Genomic DNA, 15,207 nt, shown 5'->3' on the forward strand with positions numbered 1-15,207 from the left:
CACGCATGAGCTAGCTCCCGAATCGTGCTGGCGAGGTGGATGAGTGACAGCCTCGCACAGGCTCATGCCGCCGGGCAGTGATTGCCTGTCGACGTTCGGCTACCGCTCGGCGGTAATGAGCGACCTCGGCAGGTCATTGGAGAGTGACACGTGGCGCACTCGGAGAATTCCACCTGAACAGGGTCAGATGCCACAGCCCGGGGCGTTTGCGCGAAGGATCGACGAGGCCATTCGCTCCAAGGGCTTCCAACCGCCGGCGGACATGCCACGAAGAGGGCTCGCCTCCGGTCTTCACGATGTCCTGCCAGGGCGCGACTGCGTCCGCAAGGTCGATACCGGCTGCAAGGAGGACAGCCGGGTCGCGCAGATCGACGATGTTCTGGGCCTCCACGTGGAATTCCAGCAAGACGAGCTCGGCGACACGACCCTGGGTATGAGCGATCATCGCCGCGTCGACTCCCTGAGGAGATGAGCTCAGGTACAGAGTCGGTTGAGACGGTTCCGAGTACCTACCTGCAAGGCGCGAACCCAGCAGCGCCGTGTCCTGGTGTGAGGGATCTACGGCGCGATAGAACGAGCCGGAAATGCTGGACCAGACATCACCAACTTGTTCCACCGAGGGTTCACCCGACATTGATTTGCTCCCCGCGACAGCCCACCGCTTATCCTGCGCTATTCAAGACCATCAGCTTGTGCGGGTCTGGGGCCGGCATGAATCCCACTTGTTCGTAGAGGCTGTGAGCGTCGAGCGTCGAAAGAAGCACTCGTTTGAGTTGCATCGGCGTCAACCTGTCCACCACCGCTTGAGCGAGCAACCGGCCGAGACCGCGGCCTCGGAACTCACGGTCAACGTACACGTCGCATAGCCAAGCAAACGTCGCATGGTCGGTGACAACCCGGGCGTACCCGCACAGGACACCCGTGCCGCTGAAGAGGCCAAAATTCAACGAGCCCTCGGCCGCGCGCTGAACGGTTTCCAAGGACCGCCCGACCGCCCAGAACGCATCCGTAGAAAGCCAACGGTGAACCGTGAGCAGATCGATGCGGCTCAGGTCGGTGACAATGGAGAAGTCGTCTTTCACAGGCATAACTCCACCATAGGTTGGACGCCACGCTCAATGACTGCAACACTCGAGGCATGTTCCTTCGATAAGCGCGCCAATCCACGTCGACCACCCGATGTAAACCACAGGCTCCCCGGCGGGCCACATAGCGTTGAGGCGATTGGCGACCTGCTGAGCACCGCGCAGGCTGGATGTCCATTGGCGTGGTTAAGCTCTGACTGGAGCGGAGAGGCCGCCCGGTGGGCCAGTTCTACGAGACTGCCATTGGCGCGCGGGTCACCCGTAGCCTAGTTTTAGGTCAGAATCACGACGGGAGACAAGATGCGTCAAGACACCGAGGCAGCGCTGAAGCAGTTCGACGTCAGCACCTTCGGGAGGGGCGGCATCATCAATAAGCTTGAAGAGAGGCTAACCCCCGACGAGACAGTGATCTACATCGCGCCGACGAACGTGACGGTCACGACGACAGCCACCCGAAAGACCGAGAAGCTCCCGGGTGCAATTGCGCCGAGAACACCGCCACGACGGCACAGCTCGTCGACGCACGTGAGGCGCTCACAACGACCGCAGCGGCCAAGGACGAGGCTACGGCGGCAGCGCGCGACGCTACCGTGCGGGCGGACGCCGCCACGGCGCGCGCCGAGCGAGCCGCGGCAGAGGCTGCGAGCACTCGCGGCCACCTGGACCAGGTCCGGACCGAGCGCGAAAGCGTACGGGCCGAAGCACTCGTGCTCGCCGGGCAGCTGGCAACGGTAACCAGCGAACGCGACAGCGCCACGGCCGAGACCGCGAGGGAGCGTGCCTATGTCGAGCAGCGCGTCACCGACGTGCGCGCCGCCTACGAGCAGCAGATCGCCCTACTGCGAGCCGATCTGGAGGAATTGCGAACAGGTGAACGCGAATAACGCACCAGCGCAGAAGCACAGGCGCCACACTCCACACGGAAGTGGACCGCGACCCCAATCCCACACGCAGCCCCTTTACAAAGCTCTTTGGGCAACTGCCATCGGCAGCGCGTCCGCACTGCCGCGATCTCGTTCGGTGGGGCATCTCCCCTAGGGCTTCCCCTTACTGGGTGAGTCGTTGGCGGCCTGTCACGGCAGCGCCTGCCCTACGGTGGTCAAATGGCAACGGGAACACTGAACACAGGGGCACTAATCAAGTTGGTCAACGTCCAGCTGACCAACAACGGCACTGAGTTTGTGCCGGCCAAGGAAACAGCTTTGGGCCCTTTCGGCACGTCGGTGTTCGGGTCGATCAAGGGCTATCCGGTTCGGCTGGATTTCGCGGTCAATCCTGCGAGCAATTTGCGTGCGGTGCTCCTGTTTGATCTCCGCACAAAGGAGCTCCTTGCCGAGCGGCTCGTGTCTCCTACTTTTGAGGAATCAATCGAGGCGTACCCCTGGACAGCGACAATTGCTGCACTCGTTCTAACCTGACCGTCAGCGGCGAGGGCCATTCGGTGAAATCCGGTCGCGGCCTGGCGCAACAGCAGACGCGCTCGTTGCTAGTCCCCAAAGTACGTACCTGAATTCCCAATGGGAGGACTTGTCGGTACATCGGAAAAGCCCCGACTGGTGATGATCACCGAAGCAGAGTCACCGGGATCCTGACCTCAAGGTCATTCCCGTTGATGTGGCTGAATGCTGCGATGGTACCCACCTCTTGCAGCCCGAGGTCAGCGTCGCGGTAGCGAACGACGATCGAATCCTGGGACACAATGACGTTGTCTCCCTCGTAGTTTGCTTGGGTGCTACTCGCGTTGTCCCACACGTGCGCCGTCGTCTTTTCGTGAAACCGGACGCCAAACCTCTTCCCGCCGTTGCCATCAACGCCGTAGTAGTACACCTCAAACCCGAAGTAGTCCACGCTGCCTGGCACCACATCACCGAGACCCCAAGTCACCACCACGCTGTCTTCTGTTTCTTCCATGAGCACAGACGTGACGTAGCGAGGCGTGTGTTCAATATTCATACGCTCACCCTACGGGTGCACTTAGTAGTTGTTGACGTCCAGACTTTTGGTCCAAGCTCGCAAGGTCTTGGCAATGTGGTGCAAGCCGTGGACATCTGTTCGCATAGTCCCCAGTCGTGCATAGGGGTCGATCTCAAACGATTCGGTGATCTCCTTACCGAGCCGATCTCGATAGCGCAGGGTCGTCGTGAACGGCTGGGTAGTCTCGATTTCACTCTTCATAGCCGCGCTCAATTCGCGTGCTGAATCGAAGTATGTGCGAATCTCACCTCCGGGTGGCAAGACGCTCGTCCGCCCAGAAATGAACGCGGCGCCCATGAACTGATTCCCCTCGCCGAGGTCATGCACCCGGACGTACGGCGGATCTAATGCAATCGTTATGTCACGGGCGGCAGTCTGCCCGATGTTCCTAACCACGAAGTCAGCGAGGGTCCAGTCCGCCGCTGACTCTTCGATCATCGCCACGAGATACGGTCGGGCCTGTTCTTCAGCGAGATCGCGCGCTTGCTTGAGCTGGCGGAGCACCAGGAGGGCACCGACAACGGCGGCAGCGAACGCGGCCGCGGTAGCCATTGCGGCGATACCGTCCCACGCGGTTGATGACAACCCAAACCAAGTGTCGGCAACGAGTTTCAGCATGCCCAAACCCTATTGCACATTCGCTGCTTGCCTGAGGGAGGCCCCGCCGTGCCAATCTGGCCCCCAACGCACACCTCTCCGCGTCGCGCGAGCACTAGGGCACAAGCAATCCGCCGGAGGCGATGAGGCGTGCTACGAAGCGGTGCTCGGAACAAAAATCTAGAGCGGAGTCTAAAGCGGAGTCGGTCAGCATCCGGGCAAAAAGAAAGGCCCCGTGACCGATAGAGTTCTTGGTCAAAAGGCTTTTATGTGTAGCGGGAGCGGGAATTGAACCCGCGACACCACGATTAGCCGGCCCTAGAAGCGCCGCCCCGCATCACCGGTGGCTACGGCTCCCGGCCTCATTCGGCAGTTCGATAGCAAACTCAAGCGTCCAGACGTGGCGGACGTCGCGTGACAGGCACGAGCACTCCGGAAAAGCACCGGCGATGTGCCGCTTTGGATGGATGGACCGCGTGTACCGTTTATACCGCTGGATTCTCCTTCTCAACCTTTCCGACTCTGCTCGCATCCACGATAAGTATGTGTACAGATGTGCACACTCCTCCCAACACCCTTGAATTTGTGCGCGCCCGGGGGGTTCCTGAACTTGAGTTGTCGTCGAGAGAATGTGTACGACCCTTGAAGCTGGGTATGCCCGCTTCCCTTGTCTCGTATGGGTCGCACAACTTCTGGACACCTACACATTCCGACAAGGGTAAATGTGTAGGGGTGTGTATTTGGGAGACATCGGCCGAACAACACATGCCCCGACACATTGGGCGCGTCGAGACCGCGTCTCTCCATGCGCTCACCGGCAGCGCACCCCTCGCCGTGACCGATGCGAGGACCTTGAATCGGCCGCTCTCGAGCCGCCGCAGTCCACCATGGAGGTCGTCGCCAGGAAGGGTACGGGCTACGCAGTTATGTGGTTCACCACTCACCACATGCCTCAACTCGCACTTGCTCACACCCGCGCACAGATGTTCCGTTACCGCTGCGTTACCGCTGGGCAAATCCAGGCAAGAAAAAACCCCCTGCTTCCCAATGAAACACTGGGCTGCAGGGGGTTTTCTGTGGCGGTACCGGTGGGATTTGAACCCACGGTGGAGTCTCCCCCACACAACTTTTCGAGAGTTGCACCTTCGGCCGCTCGGACACGGTACCGAGGAAGAGTTTAGTTGAAATCGGGGGCCTTGCGCGAATCGCGGCGGCGAACATCCGTGTCTGAACGGCCCCGAACGGCCCTGAACGACGAGAACCCAGCACGAAGCGGTATTCTCACCGGGTGATCACCGCGAACCACAGGCTCCGTTCCCTTGCCCTCACTGCCGGAACCCTGGCCACAGCGGCCGGCCTCGGCGCCGCCGCCGTGGTCAACTACCGGGGCTTCCAGCGTCGCATCGCCGAGAGCTCGGTGATTCTCAATGAGACCCTGCCGGTGCACTCTCTCTGGTGGCGCGCCCGCGCGAAAGACAAGGGCGAGCTGATCTACGCCGTCATCGGAGACAGTGCCGCGCAGGGGATCGGGGCGAGTTCCCCGCACCGCGGCTATGTCGGAATCCTGACCGACCACATCCGTCTCTCCACCGGCCGCTCGGTGCGCGTGGTGAACCTGAGCGTGTCGGGCGCCACCGTCGAAATGGCTGTGCGCGACCAGCTGCCCACGTTCGTGAAGCTCACCCCTGACATCGTCACGGTCGCGATCGGCGCCAACGACATCGCCCTCTGGGACGCCGCCGTCTTCGAGGCCGGCATCCGGCAGGTCTGCGCGGCGCTGCCCCCGCACGCCCTGGTCGCCGACCTGCCCTGCTTCCACCTGCCCCGCAACGAACGGATGGTCGCCGTCGCCAACCGCATCATCCGCCAGGTGGCCGCGGAGCACCAGCTACGCGTGGTACCGCTCCACGCCACGACGAAGCGGCTCGGGCTGCGCAGCGTCGCCACGCACGTCGCGGGCGACCTGTTCCACCCCAATAACCGCGGCTACCGGGCCTGGGCCGAGGCGTTCGTTCCGGCGCTGAGCGCTCATCTGGTGCGGGGCATCCGGCCTGCCGACCTGGCCGGGCCGGATGCCCCCAACGCGCCTGCCGGCCTGCCCTCATCGGCACACGCGGCAGCCGGCCTGCCCTTGGCCGTGCCGGCCGACCGGCCCTCCCCCACGCCGGAACCCGCGTCGACTCCGGTGGCGAACACTTCGGAATCGGGTGGTGTCAGCGGCCCGAGCTAGGCTCGCAGAATGGCCAGACCCGTTTCCTCCTTCCGCTGCACCGAGTGTGGCTGGACCACCCTGAAGTGGGCAGGCCGCTGCGGCGAATGCCAGCAGTGGGGCACCGTGGTGGACACCACCGAGAAGGCGAGCCTGGCCCGCGCGCTCAAGCCGGCCAGCGTCACCGGCGCGGGCGTTGCCCGCCCGATCACCCACGTCGACACCACGGCCGTCTCGCACTGGCCCACCGGCATCGCCGAGTTCGACCGGGTGCTGGGCGGCGGCATCGTGCCGGGCTCGGTAATCCTGCTCAGCGGCGAGCCCGGCGTCGGCAAGTCGACACTGCTGCTCGAGGTGGCCTCCAAGGCAGCGGCCGCCAAGTCCCGCGTGCTCTACGTCAGCGCCGAGGAATCGGTCAGCCAGGTGCGGTTGCGGGCCGAGCGCACCGGGGCGCTGCAACCCGAGCTGTACATCGCCGCCGAGACCGACCTGGCCACCATCCTCGGCCAGATCGACGCCATTCAACCCAACCTCGTCATCGTCGACTCGGTGCAGACGGTGGCCAGCTCGCTCTCCGACGGCCTTGCGGGCATGCCCAGCCAGGTGCGGGAGGTGGCCTCCACGCTGATCCGGGTGGCCAAAGACCGCAACCTGCCCATCCTGCTCGTCGGGCACGTCACCAAAGACGGCTCGATCGCCGGCCCCCGCCTGCTCGAACACCTTGTCGACGTAGTGTGCCAGTTCGAGGGTGACCGGCAGAGCGCGCTGCGCTTCGTGCGGGCGCTCAAGAACCGGTTCGGCTCGACCGACGAGGTGGGCTGCTTCGAGATGACCGGCGACGGCATCGCCGAGGTGCCCGACCCGAGCGCGCTGTTCCTCAGCCGCGGCTCCACCCCCGTGTCCGGCACCTGCGTCACGGTGGCGCTCGAGGGACGCCGGGCGATGCCGGTCGAAGTGCAGGCTCTGGTGATCAAGACCCAGGCCCCGAACCCCCGCCGCGTCACCAACGGGGTGGACTCCTCACGGGTGGCGATGCTCCTCGCGGTGCTCGAGCGCCGGGCGAGCCTGTCGGGGCTGGGCAGCATGGATGTCTACGTGTCGACCGTAGGCGGCATCCGTCTCACCGAACCGGCCGCCGACCTCGCCATCGCCCTCGCCATCGCGTCCGCGTTCAAGGACAAGCCGATCGCTCAAGGGGCCGTGGCGTTCGGCGAGATCAGCCTCGCCGGCGAGGTGCGGCCGGTGTCAGCGGCCAAGCTGCGCGCAGCCGAGGCCGCCCGGCTCGGCTTCACCATCCGACTCGATGCCGAGGCCGGCGCAATCGGCACCGCGGTCGCCGCGGCGATCGCGACCGGCCAGTCCGCACGGGACGCCGAGCTCGACCGCGCGTTCTAGCAGGGAGCATCCGGCGCGGGCCGCCACGGATGTCCCGGGCGAGCGGCAGGTTCGGGTCACCGGGGTCTCGACGAGCTCAACCAGCGGGCGCTCGACCAGCGGGAAGCCCGACCCACCGCGGTCATCGGGCCTCGAGCAGTTCCGCCTCCGGGGTCGACGTGGAGACGATGGCGGCGTGAACGACCCGATTGCGACCGTCGCGTTTGGCCACGTACAGACGCACATCGGCGGCGCGCAGCAGGTCAGAGCTCTGCTGGCCGTCGGCAGGCGCCAGGGCAATCCCGAGACTCGCGGTCACCGGCAGGGCGCCGGTGATCGGCGACCAGTCGTGATCAGCGATCGAGCGGCAGACCGCCTCGAAACGCCGGTGCGCCTCGGTGGCGTCAATCCCCGGCATGATCAGTAGGAATTCCTCGCCGCCCAGGCGCGCGGCGATGCCGTCGGCCGCGGATGCCGCAGCCGCGATCAGGATGCTGCCCACCTCACGGAGCACAGTGTCGCCGACCTCGTGCGACAGGGTGTCGTTGATGCGCTTGAAGTGATCGAGGTCGACCATGGCGATGGCCACGCTCGGCCCACCCTCGCGCAGGCGCATCAACGCGGCGCTGAGGTGCTCGTCGACGAACCGGCGGTTGTGCAGCCCGGTGAGCGGATCGCGCTCAGCCAGCTCTCGGTACCGCTCGCTCTCTCGGCGGGACTCCGCGGTCTGGAACATGGCCTCGAGGATGCGCCCGCGCGACTCGTTCTCGCTCGCACCGAGCGCCTCGGACTGTTCGTGGAAGTGCCGGTACGCCTCGAACGCGGCGCGAAAATCGCCGTTGGCCGCATGGATCTCGGCCTGCTCCCTGGCCGCTTCCGTCGACCAGCGGGTGAGCCCGAACCGCTGGGACAGCTCGCGGCACCGGTCGATGACGGTCTGCGCTCGGACCAGCTTGCCCTGCGTGCGATAGATCTCGGCCAGCGTGACCAGGGCCACCGCGGACCCGTCGGGATGCAAGTTGCCCACGGCCGGGTCCATAGCCGGCAGCAGCTTCGCTTCCGCCTCGTCCAGCCGCCCCGCCGTCAGATAGACGCGCGCGACCGTGTCGAGGGCGTACATGCCGATCTGCCGGTCGCCCACCTCGGACAGGCCGATCAGCTGTTCCACGGCCGCGAGGGCCTCGACCTGGTTATGGGCCAGGTACTCGGTGTAGGCGAGATTGTTCAGGATGTTGTAGCGGATGATGGTCTCGGGGTCATCGATCACGAGGCGGAGGGCATCGTCGTAGCGGCGGCGCGCCTCGTCGAGGGACCCGGCCGAGCCCAGCGCGTCCGCCAGGCACTTGCGGGCGGCTGCACGCATGAGTGGAACCTCCGACTCCTCGAGCAGGTCGTTCGCGGCGACGGCGTGTTCCAGGGCCAGGGCGCGGTCGCCCACCATCTCGAACACGGAACCGAGCACGTCGTGACAGCGCGACTGCAGGGCGAGCTCGCCGTGCTGCTCCGCCCAGCTCAAGATCTGTTGCACGTCAACGGCGCTTTGACTCGGGTCGCCGCGACGGATGCGCACGGCCGCGACGACAACCTGCAGCCGTCGTGCGGTCGCTCCGTGCTCCCCGTCGCCGAGATCGGCGAGCCAGACCTCGGCGTCCTGGAGGGCGACATTGCGATCGATCCAGTACTGTCGCTCGATGCCCGCGAGGCGGGCGTCGGTCGGATCCTGTTCGGTCCCCACCACTCTGACCTGCTCCCTGACAGGCCGAATGCTGACCGTGAAAAGTCCGTCGGATTCCGCTTCGGGAGCGGGCCGAACACTGTCTAGCGCCAGCCTAGCGCGGGCCGACTACGTGGCCGGGTGTCTGGGGACCCCCAGCCTGAGGGGGTCAGTCGGGCGCTACCGGCCGGTTTTGCTCGCGCCGAGTTCTTCCTCGCCGGGCAGTGGGCCGAGGGCGCGCATCAGGTCCGCCGGTGCGGCCTGCATGACATGGGGACCGGCGACGTCGAAGAACACCATCTCGAGCACCTGCTGGTGCACGGTGAGGAATTCGCGAAGCCACTGCGCGTCGCCGACCATGATCTGCGGATCGATCTCGTCGGGAACCATGCGGGCGTAGTTCTCGGCGGAGGAGAAGAGCAGCAGCATCCGTCGGTCGGTGCCTTCACGGCCGAAGACCCGCACCTGTTCCGCCTGCCCATTGACGACCAGCTGCGGCACGATCATCACGTCGTTGCGCAGGGCATAGGCCACGGCGACCACATCCTGAGCGGCCAGAGCGGCAGCGAGGGCAGGGGAATTCGTCGGTGGAGAAACGTCAGTCACGGATTCCATTTAACCAGTTGGCGCGGTGGTGTCACGACGAATCCGATCCTTGGTGGGCACGCCACGAGCGAACGGCGGCCGGGCCGGTTCAGGAGAGGAAGAACTGCTTCGGATTCGCCGACTCGATGCCGTCGACGCTCACGGTCAGGTTGTAGGCCGCTCCCCCGGCCGGCGCGGCATCGCGGCTGGCTTCGCCGCAGGTCTCCGGGTTCGAACGGGTGCGGTCCCAGGCGATCGCTTCGCCGGAACTCACGGGTTCGTCCGGCTGCAGGGTGACGTCGGCGTCGCCTGCCTCCTGCTGGCAATCGGTCGACGTCCAGTAGACATCCGTGCCGCTCGACACCGTGAACACCTGCGTCGCCGTGCCCGCGTTCAGCACGCACGGCACGTCGCCGATGTTGGTGACGCTGAGCGAGAGCATCGGCTGCGCCCCCGGTTCGTAGCTGACCGCGTCGGTGGTCGCTTCGATCTGCACGGATGCGGGGTCGCACGCGGCCGGGTCGGCCGCCGGGTCGGAGGCGGAGACCCCCGCCCCGGCAGCCTCGGCCGCGGGCGTCGGAGTGCTGCCGGGCACACCGGGGCCGGCGGCCGGGCGCACGATGGACGAGATGACCAGGATGAGGAGGGCGAGCACGATGAGCAGGCCGAGGCCCACCACGAGACGACGGCGCCAGTACACCTTGCTGGACTGGGGGCCGACCGGATGTTTGATCGTCGACATTACCCAAGGCTAACGAGGTATACCGGCGCCCCCGGCAATGCTGTGCGTGTCGAGCGCGTGTCGGGCAGGAAACGCCGAACCGGCGCGGCCGGCCTCGAGAGGCTCGGTTCCGCGCCGGTCCGGTTTGCTCCGGGCGGTCCTACCGGCCGCGCGGCGCCTTGTCGACCCTGATCTCGGTCCAGCCGAGCACGATACCGGTCTCGTCCTGCACGACCAGCTTGTACTTGCCCGCACGGGTGTCGGCCGGCAGAGTCGTGCTGACCTCACCCTGCGCGTTCACCAGCAGCCAACCGCCCAGGTTCTCCACCGGCTTGGACTGCAGCGACACGGAGACGAACTCACCGGCACGCGCCGCTCCGACGTCGACCGTGACCGGAGCACCCACGGCATACGTGGCCGCGTCCGTGACGATCGCGTTCTTGAGCACCTTGGTCAGCGCCTTCGGACTGGCGGCGACCGGTTCAGTCGTCGGCGGAACCGGCACAACGACCGTGATCGGCACCCGCACGATCGTGCCGGACTCCGTGGTGGTGAGTTCGACCACGCTGTTCGCCGCGGCATCCTGCGGAACCGTGACGGTGACCGTCGCCGCACCCGTTGCGTCAACGGATGCCGTGCCCAGACCAGCACTGCTGCCGGCCCAGACCAACGACAGCGCCGTGTTCTTCGGGGCGCCAAGCGAGCTCAAGTTCAGGTTGCCCACGGTGAACGTGACCGAAGCGCCGCGTTCGACAGCCACGGTCGGGACACCGGTGACACTGGCCTGGCGGGTGGCGAACGACGGTGTCAGCGGGCTCTTGGCCGTGATGTAGGAGATCCACGCGTCCCGGTCGACGAGACCGGAGTCGCGCGTGCCCGTTCCGTTCTTGAACTCCCGAAAGTTGTCGCCTCCGGTGAGCAAGAAGTTGAACGAGCCGACCCGGTAGGAGCGCGCCGGGTCGATTGCCGAGCCGTCGATCCAGATGCCCGTAATGCGGTCACCCTCGGTCCGGCTCGCGTCGAACGTGTAGTTGACGTTGTCGGAGAGGCCCAGCTGCAGGTACGGACGGCTCGGAATGTTGCCGGCCGCGTCACGCTGCCACTGCTGCTCCAGAACCGTCTTGAACTGGGCCCCGGTGAGGCTGGTCGTCCACAGGTTGTTCAGGAACGGCAGCACCGCGTTGGCCTCGGCGTAGGTGACGACGCCGTCCGGTGCGAGTAGCAGCTCGGCGCGCATGCCGCCGGGGTTGACCACGCCGATTTCGGCGCCGCCCTTGAGCGGGTCAGCCAGCGATTCGCGCAGCGAGTTGGCCACCAGGGTGCCCATCGCCGATGGTGCGGCCCGGTTCTCCGCGCACGGTGCGGTGCCACCGAGGCAGGCGCGGGTGATGTCGGCGGTGACGGAGCCGATCGGCTGGTTGCCGATGACGGCCGCCTGGGCGAGCGCGGCATCCGTGATTGTCTTCACCAAGGCGACCCGCGGGTAGGCGGCGACCAGGGTGGCGTCGGCGGTGACCGAGCGCTTGACGTTCTGGTTCTTCACGGTCGTGGTGTCACCGGAGGCAATGTCGTAGTTCAGCACGACCTGGCCGATGTTCTCACCGTAGTTACCGGTCTGAAGCACCGGGCGGGTGACGCCGGCGGGCGCACCGGGCAGCTGTGCGTTCCACGCGTATTGCTTGTGCGTGTGGCCGGTGAAGATCGCGTCGACTTCGGCTGAGGTCTGCGTGACGATCACTGCGAACGCACTGTCGGTGAGGGCGAGTTCCTGCTCGAGGGTCGCGTTGTCCGGCGTTCCGGCGCTGGCACCCTCGTGGTACTCGGCGATCAGCACGTCGGCTTCGCCGTTGGCCGGGTCACCGTCGGTGAGCTGGGCTGAGACCCGGTTGACCGCGGCTACCGGGTCACCGAAGCTCAGGCTGGCGATCCCGTTCGGCGACACCAGCGCCGGGGTCTCCTTGGTGACGGCGCCGATCACACCGACCGAGACGCCGTCGACGTCGAAGATCGCATATTCCTGCATCGCCGGGGTCGTCGTTCCGAGCAGGTAGACGTTCGCGCCGAGGTACTCGAAGTCGGCGGCGTCGGCGACGCGCCCGGTGAGGTCGGCGAAGCCCTGGTCGAACTCGTGGTTGCCCACGGCCGAGGCCTTGAGGCCGAGCGCGTTCAGCACGTCTACGGTGGGCTTGTCGCCCTGCGACGCCGAGGCGAACAGGGAGGCGCCGATGTTGTCACCGCCGGAGAGGAACAAAGTGGACGCGTCTCCGTATTCCGCGCGGAGCTGCTCGATCGTTCCGGCGAACTTCACCGTGTTGCCGTCGATGCGCCCGTGGAAGTCGTTGATGTTGAGCAGGTTGATGTCGACGTCGGTGGGGCTGGCGAGGTCCAACCCGACGATCGCCGGGTCGTGGTCCGACGAGCGGAACGCGTCGGCCACGTAGAAGTCGGTCACGTTGTTGTTGTAGCGGCTGTACTCGAGCGCAACGGACTCGACCGAGTTGATGTTCCAGACGTCCACATCGGTGACCGCGGCATTCGCCTCGGGCGACGCGAACACGTGGTCGAGCGAGCCGACGGTGCCACCGAACGCGTAGGTGTACTCGCCGGTCTTGGCCTCCTGGCTGAGGTAGCCCGCGTCGGTGATGACCTTGATCGGGTCTTCCTGGTCGTAGGCGTTGAAGTCGCCGGTGAGGAAGACGCGCGCGATGCCGGTACTGGTCTTCAGCGTGTCGGCGAACTTGACGAGCGCGGTCGCCTGGTTCACGCGGGACAGGTTCGAGGCTCCCTGGCCGTCGCCGGTGTTGGCGTCGGCGCCGGTTCCGGAACCCTTCGACTTGAAGTGGTTGACGATCGCGAGGAAGCTGCTGCCGGCGTCGCCGACCAACTGGAACGCCTGGGCGAGCGGCTGGCGGGCGTTCACGAACGCGGCGTCGTCGAAGATGGTCGATCCGCCGACGGTTTCGACCGCGGCGGTCTTGTAGATGAATGCGGTGCGGATGACATCTTCGCTGGCCGGGAGGGCGGCCGGTGAGGGTACGAACGCCCAAACCGGGTTGCCCGCGTCGGTGTTCAGGGCGGTGACGAGGTTGGCGAGGGCGAAGTCGCGGTCCTTGCCGAAGCGGGCCGAGTTCTCGATCTCTTCCAGCGTGATGACGTGGGCGTCGAGGGCGTTGATCGCCGAGACGATCTTTGCCTGCTGGCGCTCGAAACTGACCTGGGTGGCCGCGCCGCGGGCGTCGCATCCGCTGTTGACCGTGATCGGCGTGCCGGCCCGGTCGGTGTAGTAGCTGCAGCCGGTGATCGAGTCCCCGGTGGTGGCGAAGTAGTTGAGCACGTTGAAGGTGGCCAGACGGATGTCGCCGCCCACCGATCGAGGTGCCGCGGTGCGGGTGTCGGCGAAGGTTGCGGGCTGCACGGCTGCGGCGGTCGCAGGCACCAGTTCGGTGGTCGGCTGGAACTTCCAGGCACTGTTGCGGAAGTCGAAGATGACCGGCGTCGCGAACGTGACGGCCGCACCGATGCGCACCGGGCTGGTCGTCGAAAGGTAGGGGACGGGCTTGTCCTTGTTGATGCTGGACAAGAAGTTGGTGGTGGCGCCGTCGTCGAGGGTGACCGCGCGCGCCTTATTGCCGGCGACGGCCGCGGTGTACGCGTCCGTTCCCGGGCGGGCGGTGACGGTCGGGCCGACGAGCGGGGTGGTTCCGGCCGCGAGGCCGATCTCGCCGTACTGGTTGGTCGCGTAGTTGTTGGTGACGGTGAAGTCGCCCTGCGGGGAGACGAGCATGCCCTCGAGAGACTCACGTGCGGCATCCGTTGACGGGAGGCCGACCGTGACCGGCACCGGGCCGACGATCCCGGCCTTGTCCAACGCGGTCACATCGCTAAGCGCGGTGATCGTGATCTGGGTGAGGCCGAAGAACTCGCTCGCGGTGCCGGTGACGGAGACGTAGTCGCCGGCCGTGACCGGGGCGGCCAGTGCGTTCGTGTAGACGAAGAGGCCGTCGGACGCGGTGTGCGTGGTCAGGTCGACCGCGCCGCCGGTGCCGGGGGTCTGCAGGTAAAAGCCTTTGAAACCGCCCGTGGGATATGTGGCGGTGACGACGCCGGTCGTCGTGACGACCTTGCCGGTCTGGGCGCCGGCATCCGTGGAGCCCTGGATCTCGTTGATCGCAAGGGCGGCGGCAGGCACGGGCGGAGTCGTCGCGGTGGGCGTCGGGGTGGGCGTCGCGGTCGGGTCGACCGGGGTCGCCGCGGTCTCGCCTGCGGCGTTCGTCGGGGTGGGAGCCGCGACGATGAAGTCGGCCGAGTTGACGTCGGTGTCGAGGCCCGTGGCGCGGGTGAGCGCGGTGGTGACGGATGCGGCGGACGCCACCGTGGTCTCGAACGTGAGCGACGTGCCGTAGCCGAGTAGGTCGATGACGCCCGGGGCGTTGAGGAGGGATCCCGTGGCCGGGGCCGTCAGCTGCGTGGCCTGGCTGGCGAGGAAGAGGGTTCCGCCTCCGCCGCCGAAAGAGAAGCCGAGGGTGGCGTTGGTGGTGGGCAGCGCCGCGCCGCTGGTCGAGTTGGCCGTTCCCTGCACCAGGTAGTACCCCTTGGCGGGGATCGAGCCGCTCAGTGCAAGCGTGCCGGACGGGTTCGCCGCGCCTGTGGCCGACCGATACTGCAGCGAGGTGCCATCGAGGGAGACGGCAGCGTCCGTGGGGTTGTAGAGCTCGACGAACTTGTTGAGGTAGGTCGCTCCCGTGCTGCCGCCGTTCAGGTAGGCCTCGTTGATCACGACCCCGGTGCCGCCGACGTCGGCGAAGGCGGGCAGGGCCACCAGGGGGCTGGCGACCAGCCCCACTCCGAGTAGAGCAGAAAAAGCCAGTTTCAGACGGCTGTTCGGTGCAGGCGACATAGTTTTCCTCAGCTATTAACGATCGACAGTGATCGCCATGCTACGGAGGCG

Annotated in this window: 12 protein-coding genes and 1 tRNA gene; 4 read left to right on the top strand and 9 right to left on the bottom strand. The window is 66.3% G+C overall.

Annotated features, from left to right (window positions below):
* Window positions 1–133: 133 nt before the first annotated feature.
* Window positions 134–634: an RES family NAD+ phosphorylase gene (locus tag CXY81_RS12810; RefSeq protein ID WP_104195062.1), complete on the bottom strand. Its 501-nt coding sequence runs from the start codon at window positions 632–634 to the stop codon at window positions 134–136.
* 28 nt (window positions 635–662) lie between these two features.
* On the bottom strand, window positions 663–1,088 hold the full coding sequence (locus CXY81_RS12815) for a GNAT family N-acetyltransferase (RefSeq protein ID WP_104195063.1): 426 nt from the start codon (window positions 1,086–1,088) through the stop codon (window positions 663–665).
* 587 nt (window positions 1,089–1,675) lie between these two features.
* Between CXY81_RS12815 and CXY81_RS12820 the strand changes: the two genes are divergently transcribed.
* Window positions 1,676–1,969, top strand: coding sequence for a hypothetical protein (locus tag CXY81_RS12820; protein WP_104195064.1), 294 nt, complete (start codon window positions 1,676–1,678; stop codon window positions 1,967–1,969).
* A 219-nt stretch (window positions 1,970–2,188) separates the two neighbouring features.
* A complete protein-coding gene (locus CXY81_RS12825; RefSeq protein WP_134543847.1) occupies window positions 2,189–2,503 on the top strand; it encodes a hypothetical protein in 315 nt (104 codons plus the stop codon).
* Between the two features lie 145 nt (window positions 2,504–2,648).
* Here CXY81_RS12825 and CXY81_RS12830 read toward each other — a convergent pair whose 3' ends face one another.
* The 3 genes from CXY81_RS12830 to CXY81_RS12840 form a co-directional block, all read right to left on the bottom strand.
* The gene (locus CXY81_RS12830) at window positions 2,649–3,038 is read right to left on the bottom strand and encodes a hypothetical protein (RefSeq protein ID WP_134543850.1); all 390 of its coding nucleotides are present in this window, start codon (window positions 3,036–3,038) and stop codon (window positions 2,649–2,651) included.
* A gap of 21 nt (window positions 3,039–3,059) precedes the next feature.
* Window positions 3,060–3,677, bottom strand: coding sequence for a hypothetical protein (locus tag CXY81_RS12835; RefSeq protein WP_104195067.1), 618 nt, complete (start codon window positions 3,675–3,677; stop codon window positions 3,060–3,062).
* Between the two features lie 1,056 nt (window positions 3,678–4,733).
* Window positions 4,734–4,823 (bottom strand) — tRNA-Ser (locus tag CXY81_RS12840).
* Window positions 4,824–4,944: 121 nt separating this feature from the next.
* Between CXY81_RS12840 and CXY81_RS12845 the strand changes: the two genes are divergently transcribed.
* Together CXY81_RS12845 and radA are read left to right on the top strand one after the other, a co-directional pair.
* Complete coding sequence (locus tag CXY81_RS12845) at window positions 4,945–5,886, top strand: SGNH/GDSL hydrolase family protein (RefSeq protein WP_233194157.1); 942 nt, start codon at window positions 4,945–4,947, stop codon at window positions 5,884–5,886.
* Window positions 5,887–5,895: 9 nt separating this feature from the next.
* Entirely contained in the window at window positions 5,896–7,260 is a 1,365-nt protein-coding gene (gene radA / locus CXY81_RS12850; protein ID WP_104102393.1) for a DNA repair protein RadA, read from the top strand.
* Between the two features lie 121 nt (window positions 7,261–7,381).
* On the opposite strand, the gene CXY81_RS12855 is transcribed toward radA, so the two are convergent.
* The 4 genes from CXY81_RS12855 to CXY81_RS12870 form a co-directional block, all read right to left on the bottom strand.
* A complete protein-coding gene (locus CXY81_RS12855; RefSeq protein WP_104195068.1) occupies window positions 7,382–8,977 on the bottom strand; it encodes a GGDEF domain-containing protein in 1,596 nt (531 codons plus the stop codon).
* A gap of 156 nt (window positions 8,978–9,133) precedes the next feature.
* Entirely contained in the window at window positions 9,134–9,559 is a 426-nt protein-coding gene (locus tag CXY81_RS12860) for a dehydrogenase (RefSeq protein WP_233194158.1), read from the bottom strand.
* An 88-nt stretch (window positions 9,560–9,647) separates the two neighbouring features.
* Window positions 9,648–10,280, bottom strand: a complete 633-nt coding sequence (locus CXY81_RS12865) for a hypothetical protein (RefSeq protein ID WP_104169585.1) — start codon at window positions 10,278–10,280, stop codon at window positions 9,648–9,650.
* 139 nt (window positions 10,281–10,419) lie between these two features.
* Window positions 10,420–15,156 (bottom strand): ExeM/NucH family extracellular endonuclease, encoded by a 4,737-nt coding sequence (locus CXY81_RS12870; protein ID WP_104195069.1) that lies wholly within the window; start codon window positions 15,154–15,156, stop codon window positions 10,420–10,422.
* Between the last annotated feature and the right edge of the window lie 51 nt (window positions 15,157–15,207).

It is taken from the genome of Cryobacterium sp. M25 (genome assembly GCF_002929635.1).
GTDB lineage: Bacteria > Actinomycetota > Actinomycetes > Actinomycetales > Microbacteriaceae > Cryobacterium > Cryobacterium sandaracinum.

Excerpts from the sequence above, each read along its gene's own strand:
- CXY81_RS12810 (WP_104195062.1), bottom strand. The coding sequence starts at position 634 with ATGTCGGGTGAACCCTCGGTGGAACAAGTTGGTGATGTCTGGTCCAGC.
- CXY81_RS12815 (WP_104195063.1), bottom strand. The coding sequence starts at position 1,088 with ATGCCTGTGAAAGACGACTTCTCCATTGTCACCGACCTGAGCCGCATC.
- CXY81_RS12825 (WP_134543847.1), top strand. The coding sequence starts at position 2,189 with ATGGCAACGGGAACACTGAACACAGGGGCACTAATCAAGTTGGTCAAC.
- CXY81_RS12830 (WP_134543850.1), bottom strand. The coding sequence starts at position 3,038 with ATGAATATTGAACACACGCCTCGCTACGTCACGTCTGTGCTCATGGAA.
- CXY81_RS12835 (WP_104195067.1), bottom strand. The coding sequence starts at position 3,677 with ATGCTGAAACTCGTTGCCGACACTTGGTTTGGGTTGTCATCAACCGCG.
- radA (WP_104102393.1), top strand. The coding sequence starts at position 5,896 with ATGGCCAGACCCGTTTCCTCCTTCCGCTGCACCGAGTGTGGCTGGACC.
- CXY81_RS12865 (WP_104169585.1), bottom strand. The coding sequence starts at position 10,280 with ATGTCGACGATCAAACATCCGGTCGGCCCCCAGTCCAGCAAGGTGTAC.
- CXY81_RS12870 (WP_104195069.1), bottom strand. The coding sequence starts at position 15,156 with ATGTCGCCTGCACCGAACAGCCGTCTGAAACTGGCTTTTTCTGCTCTA.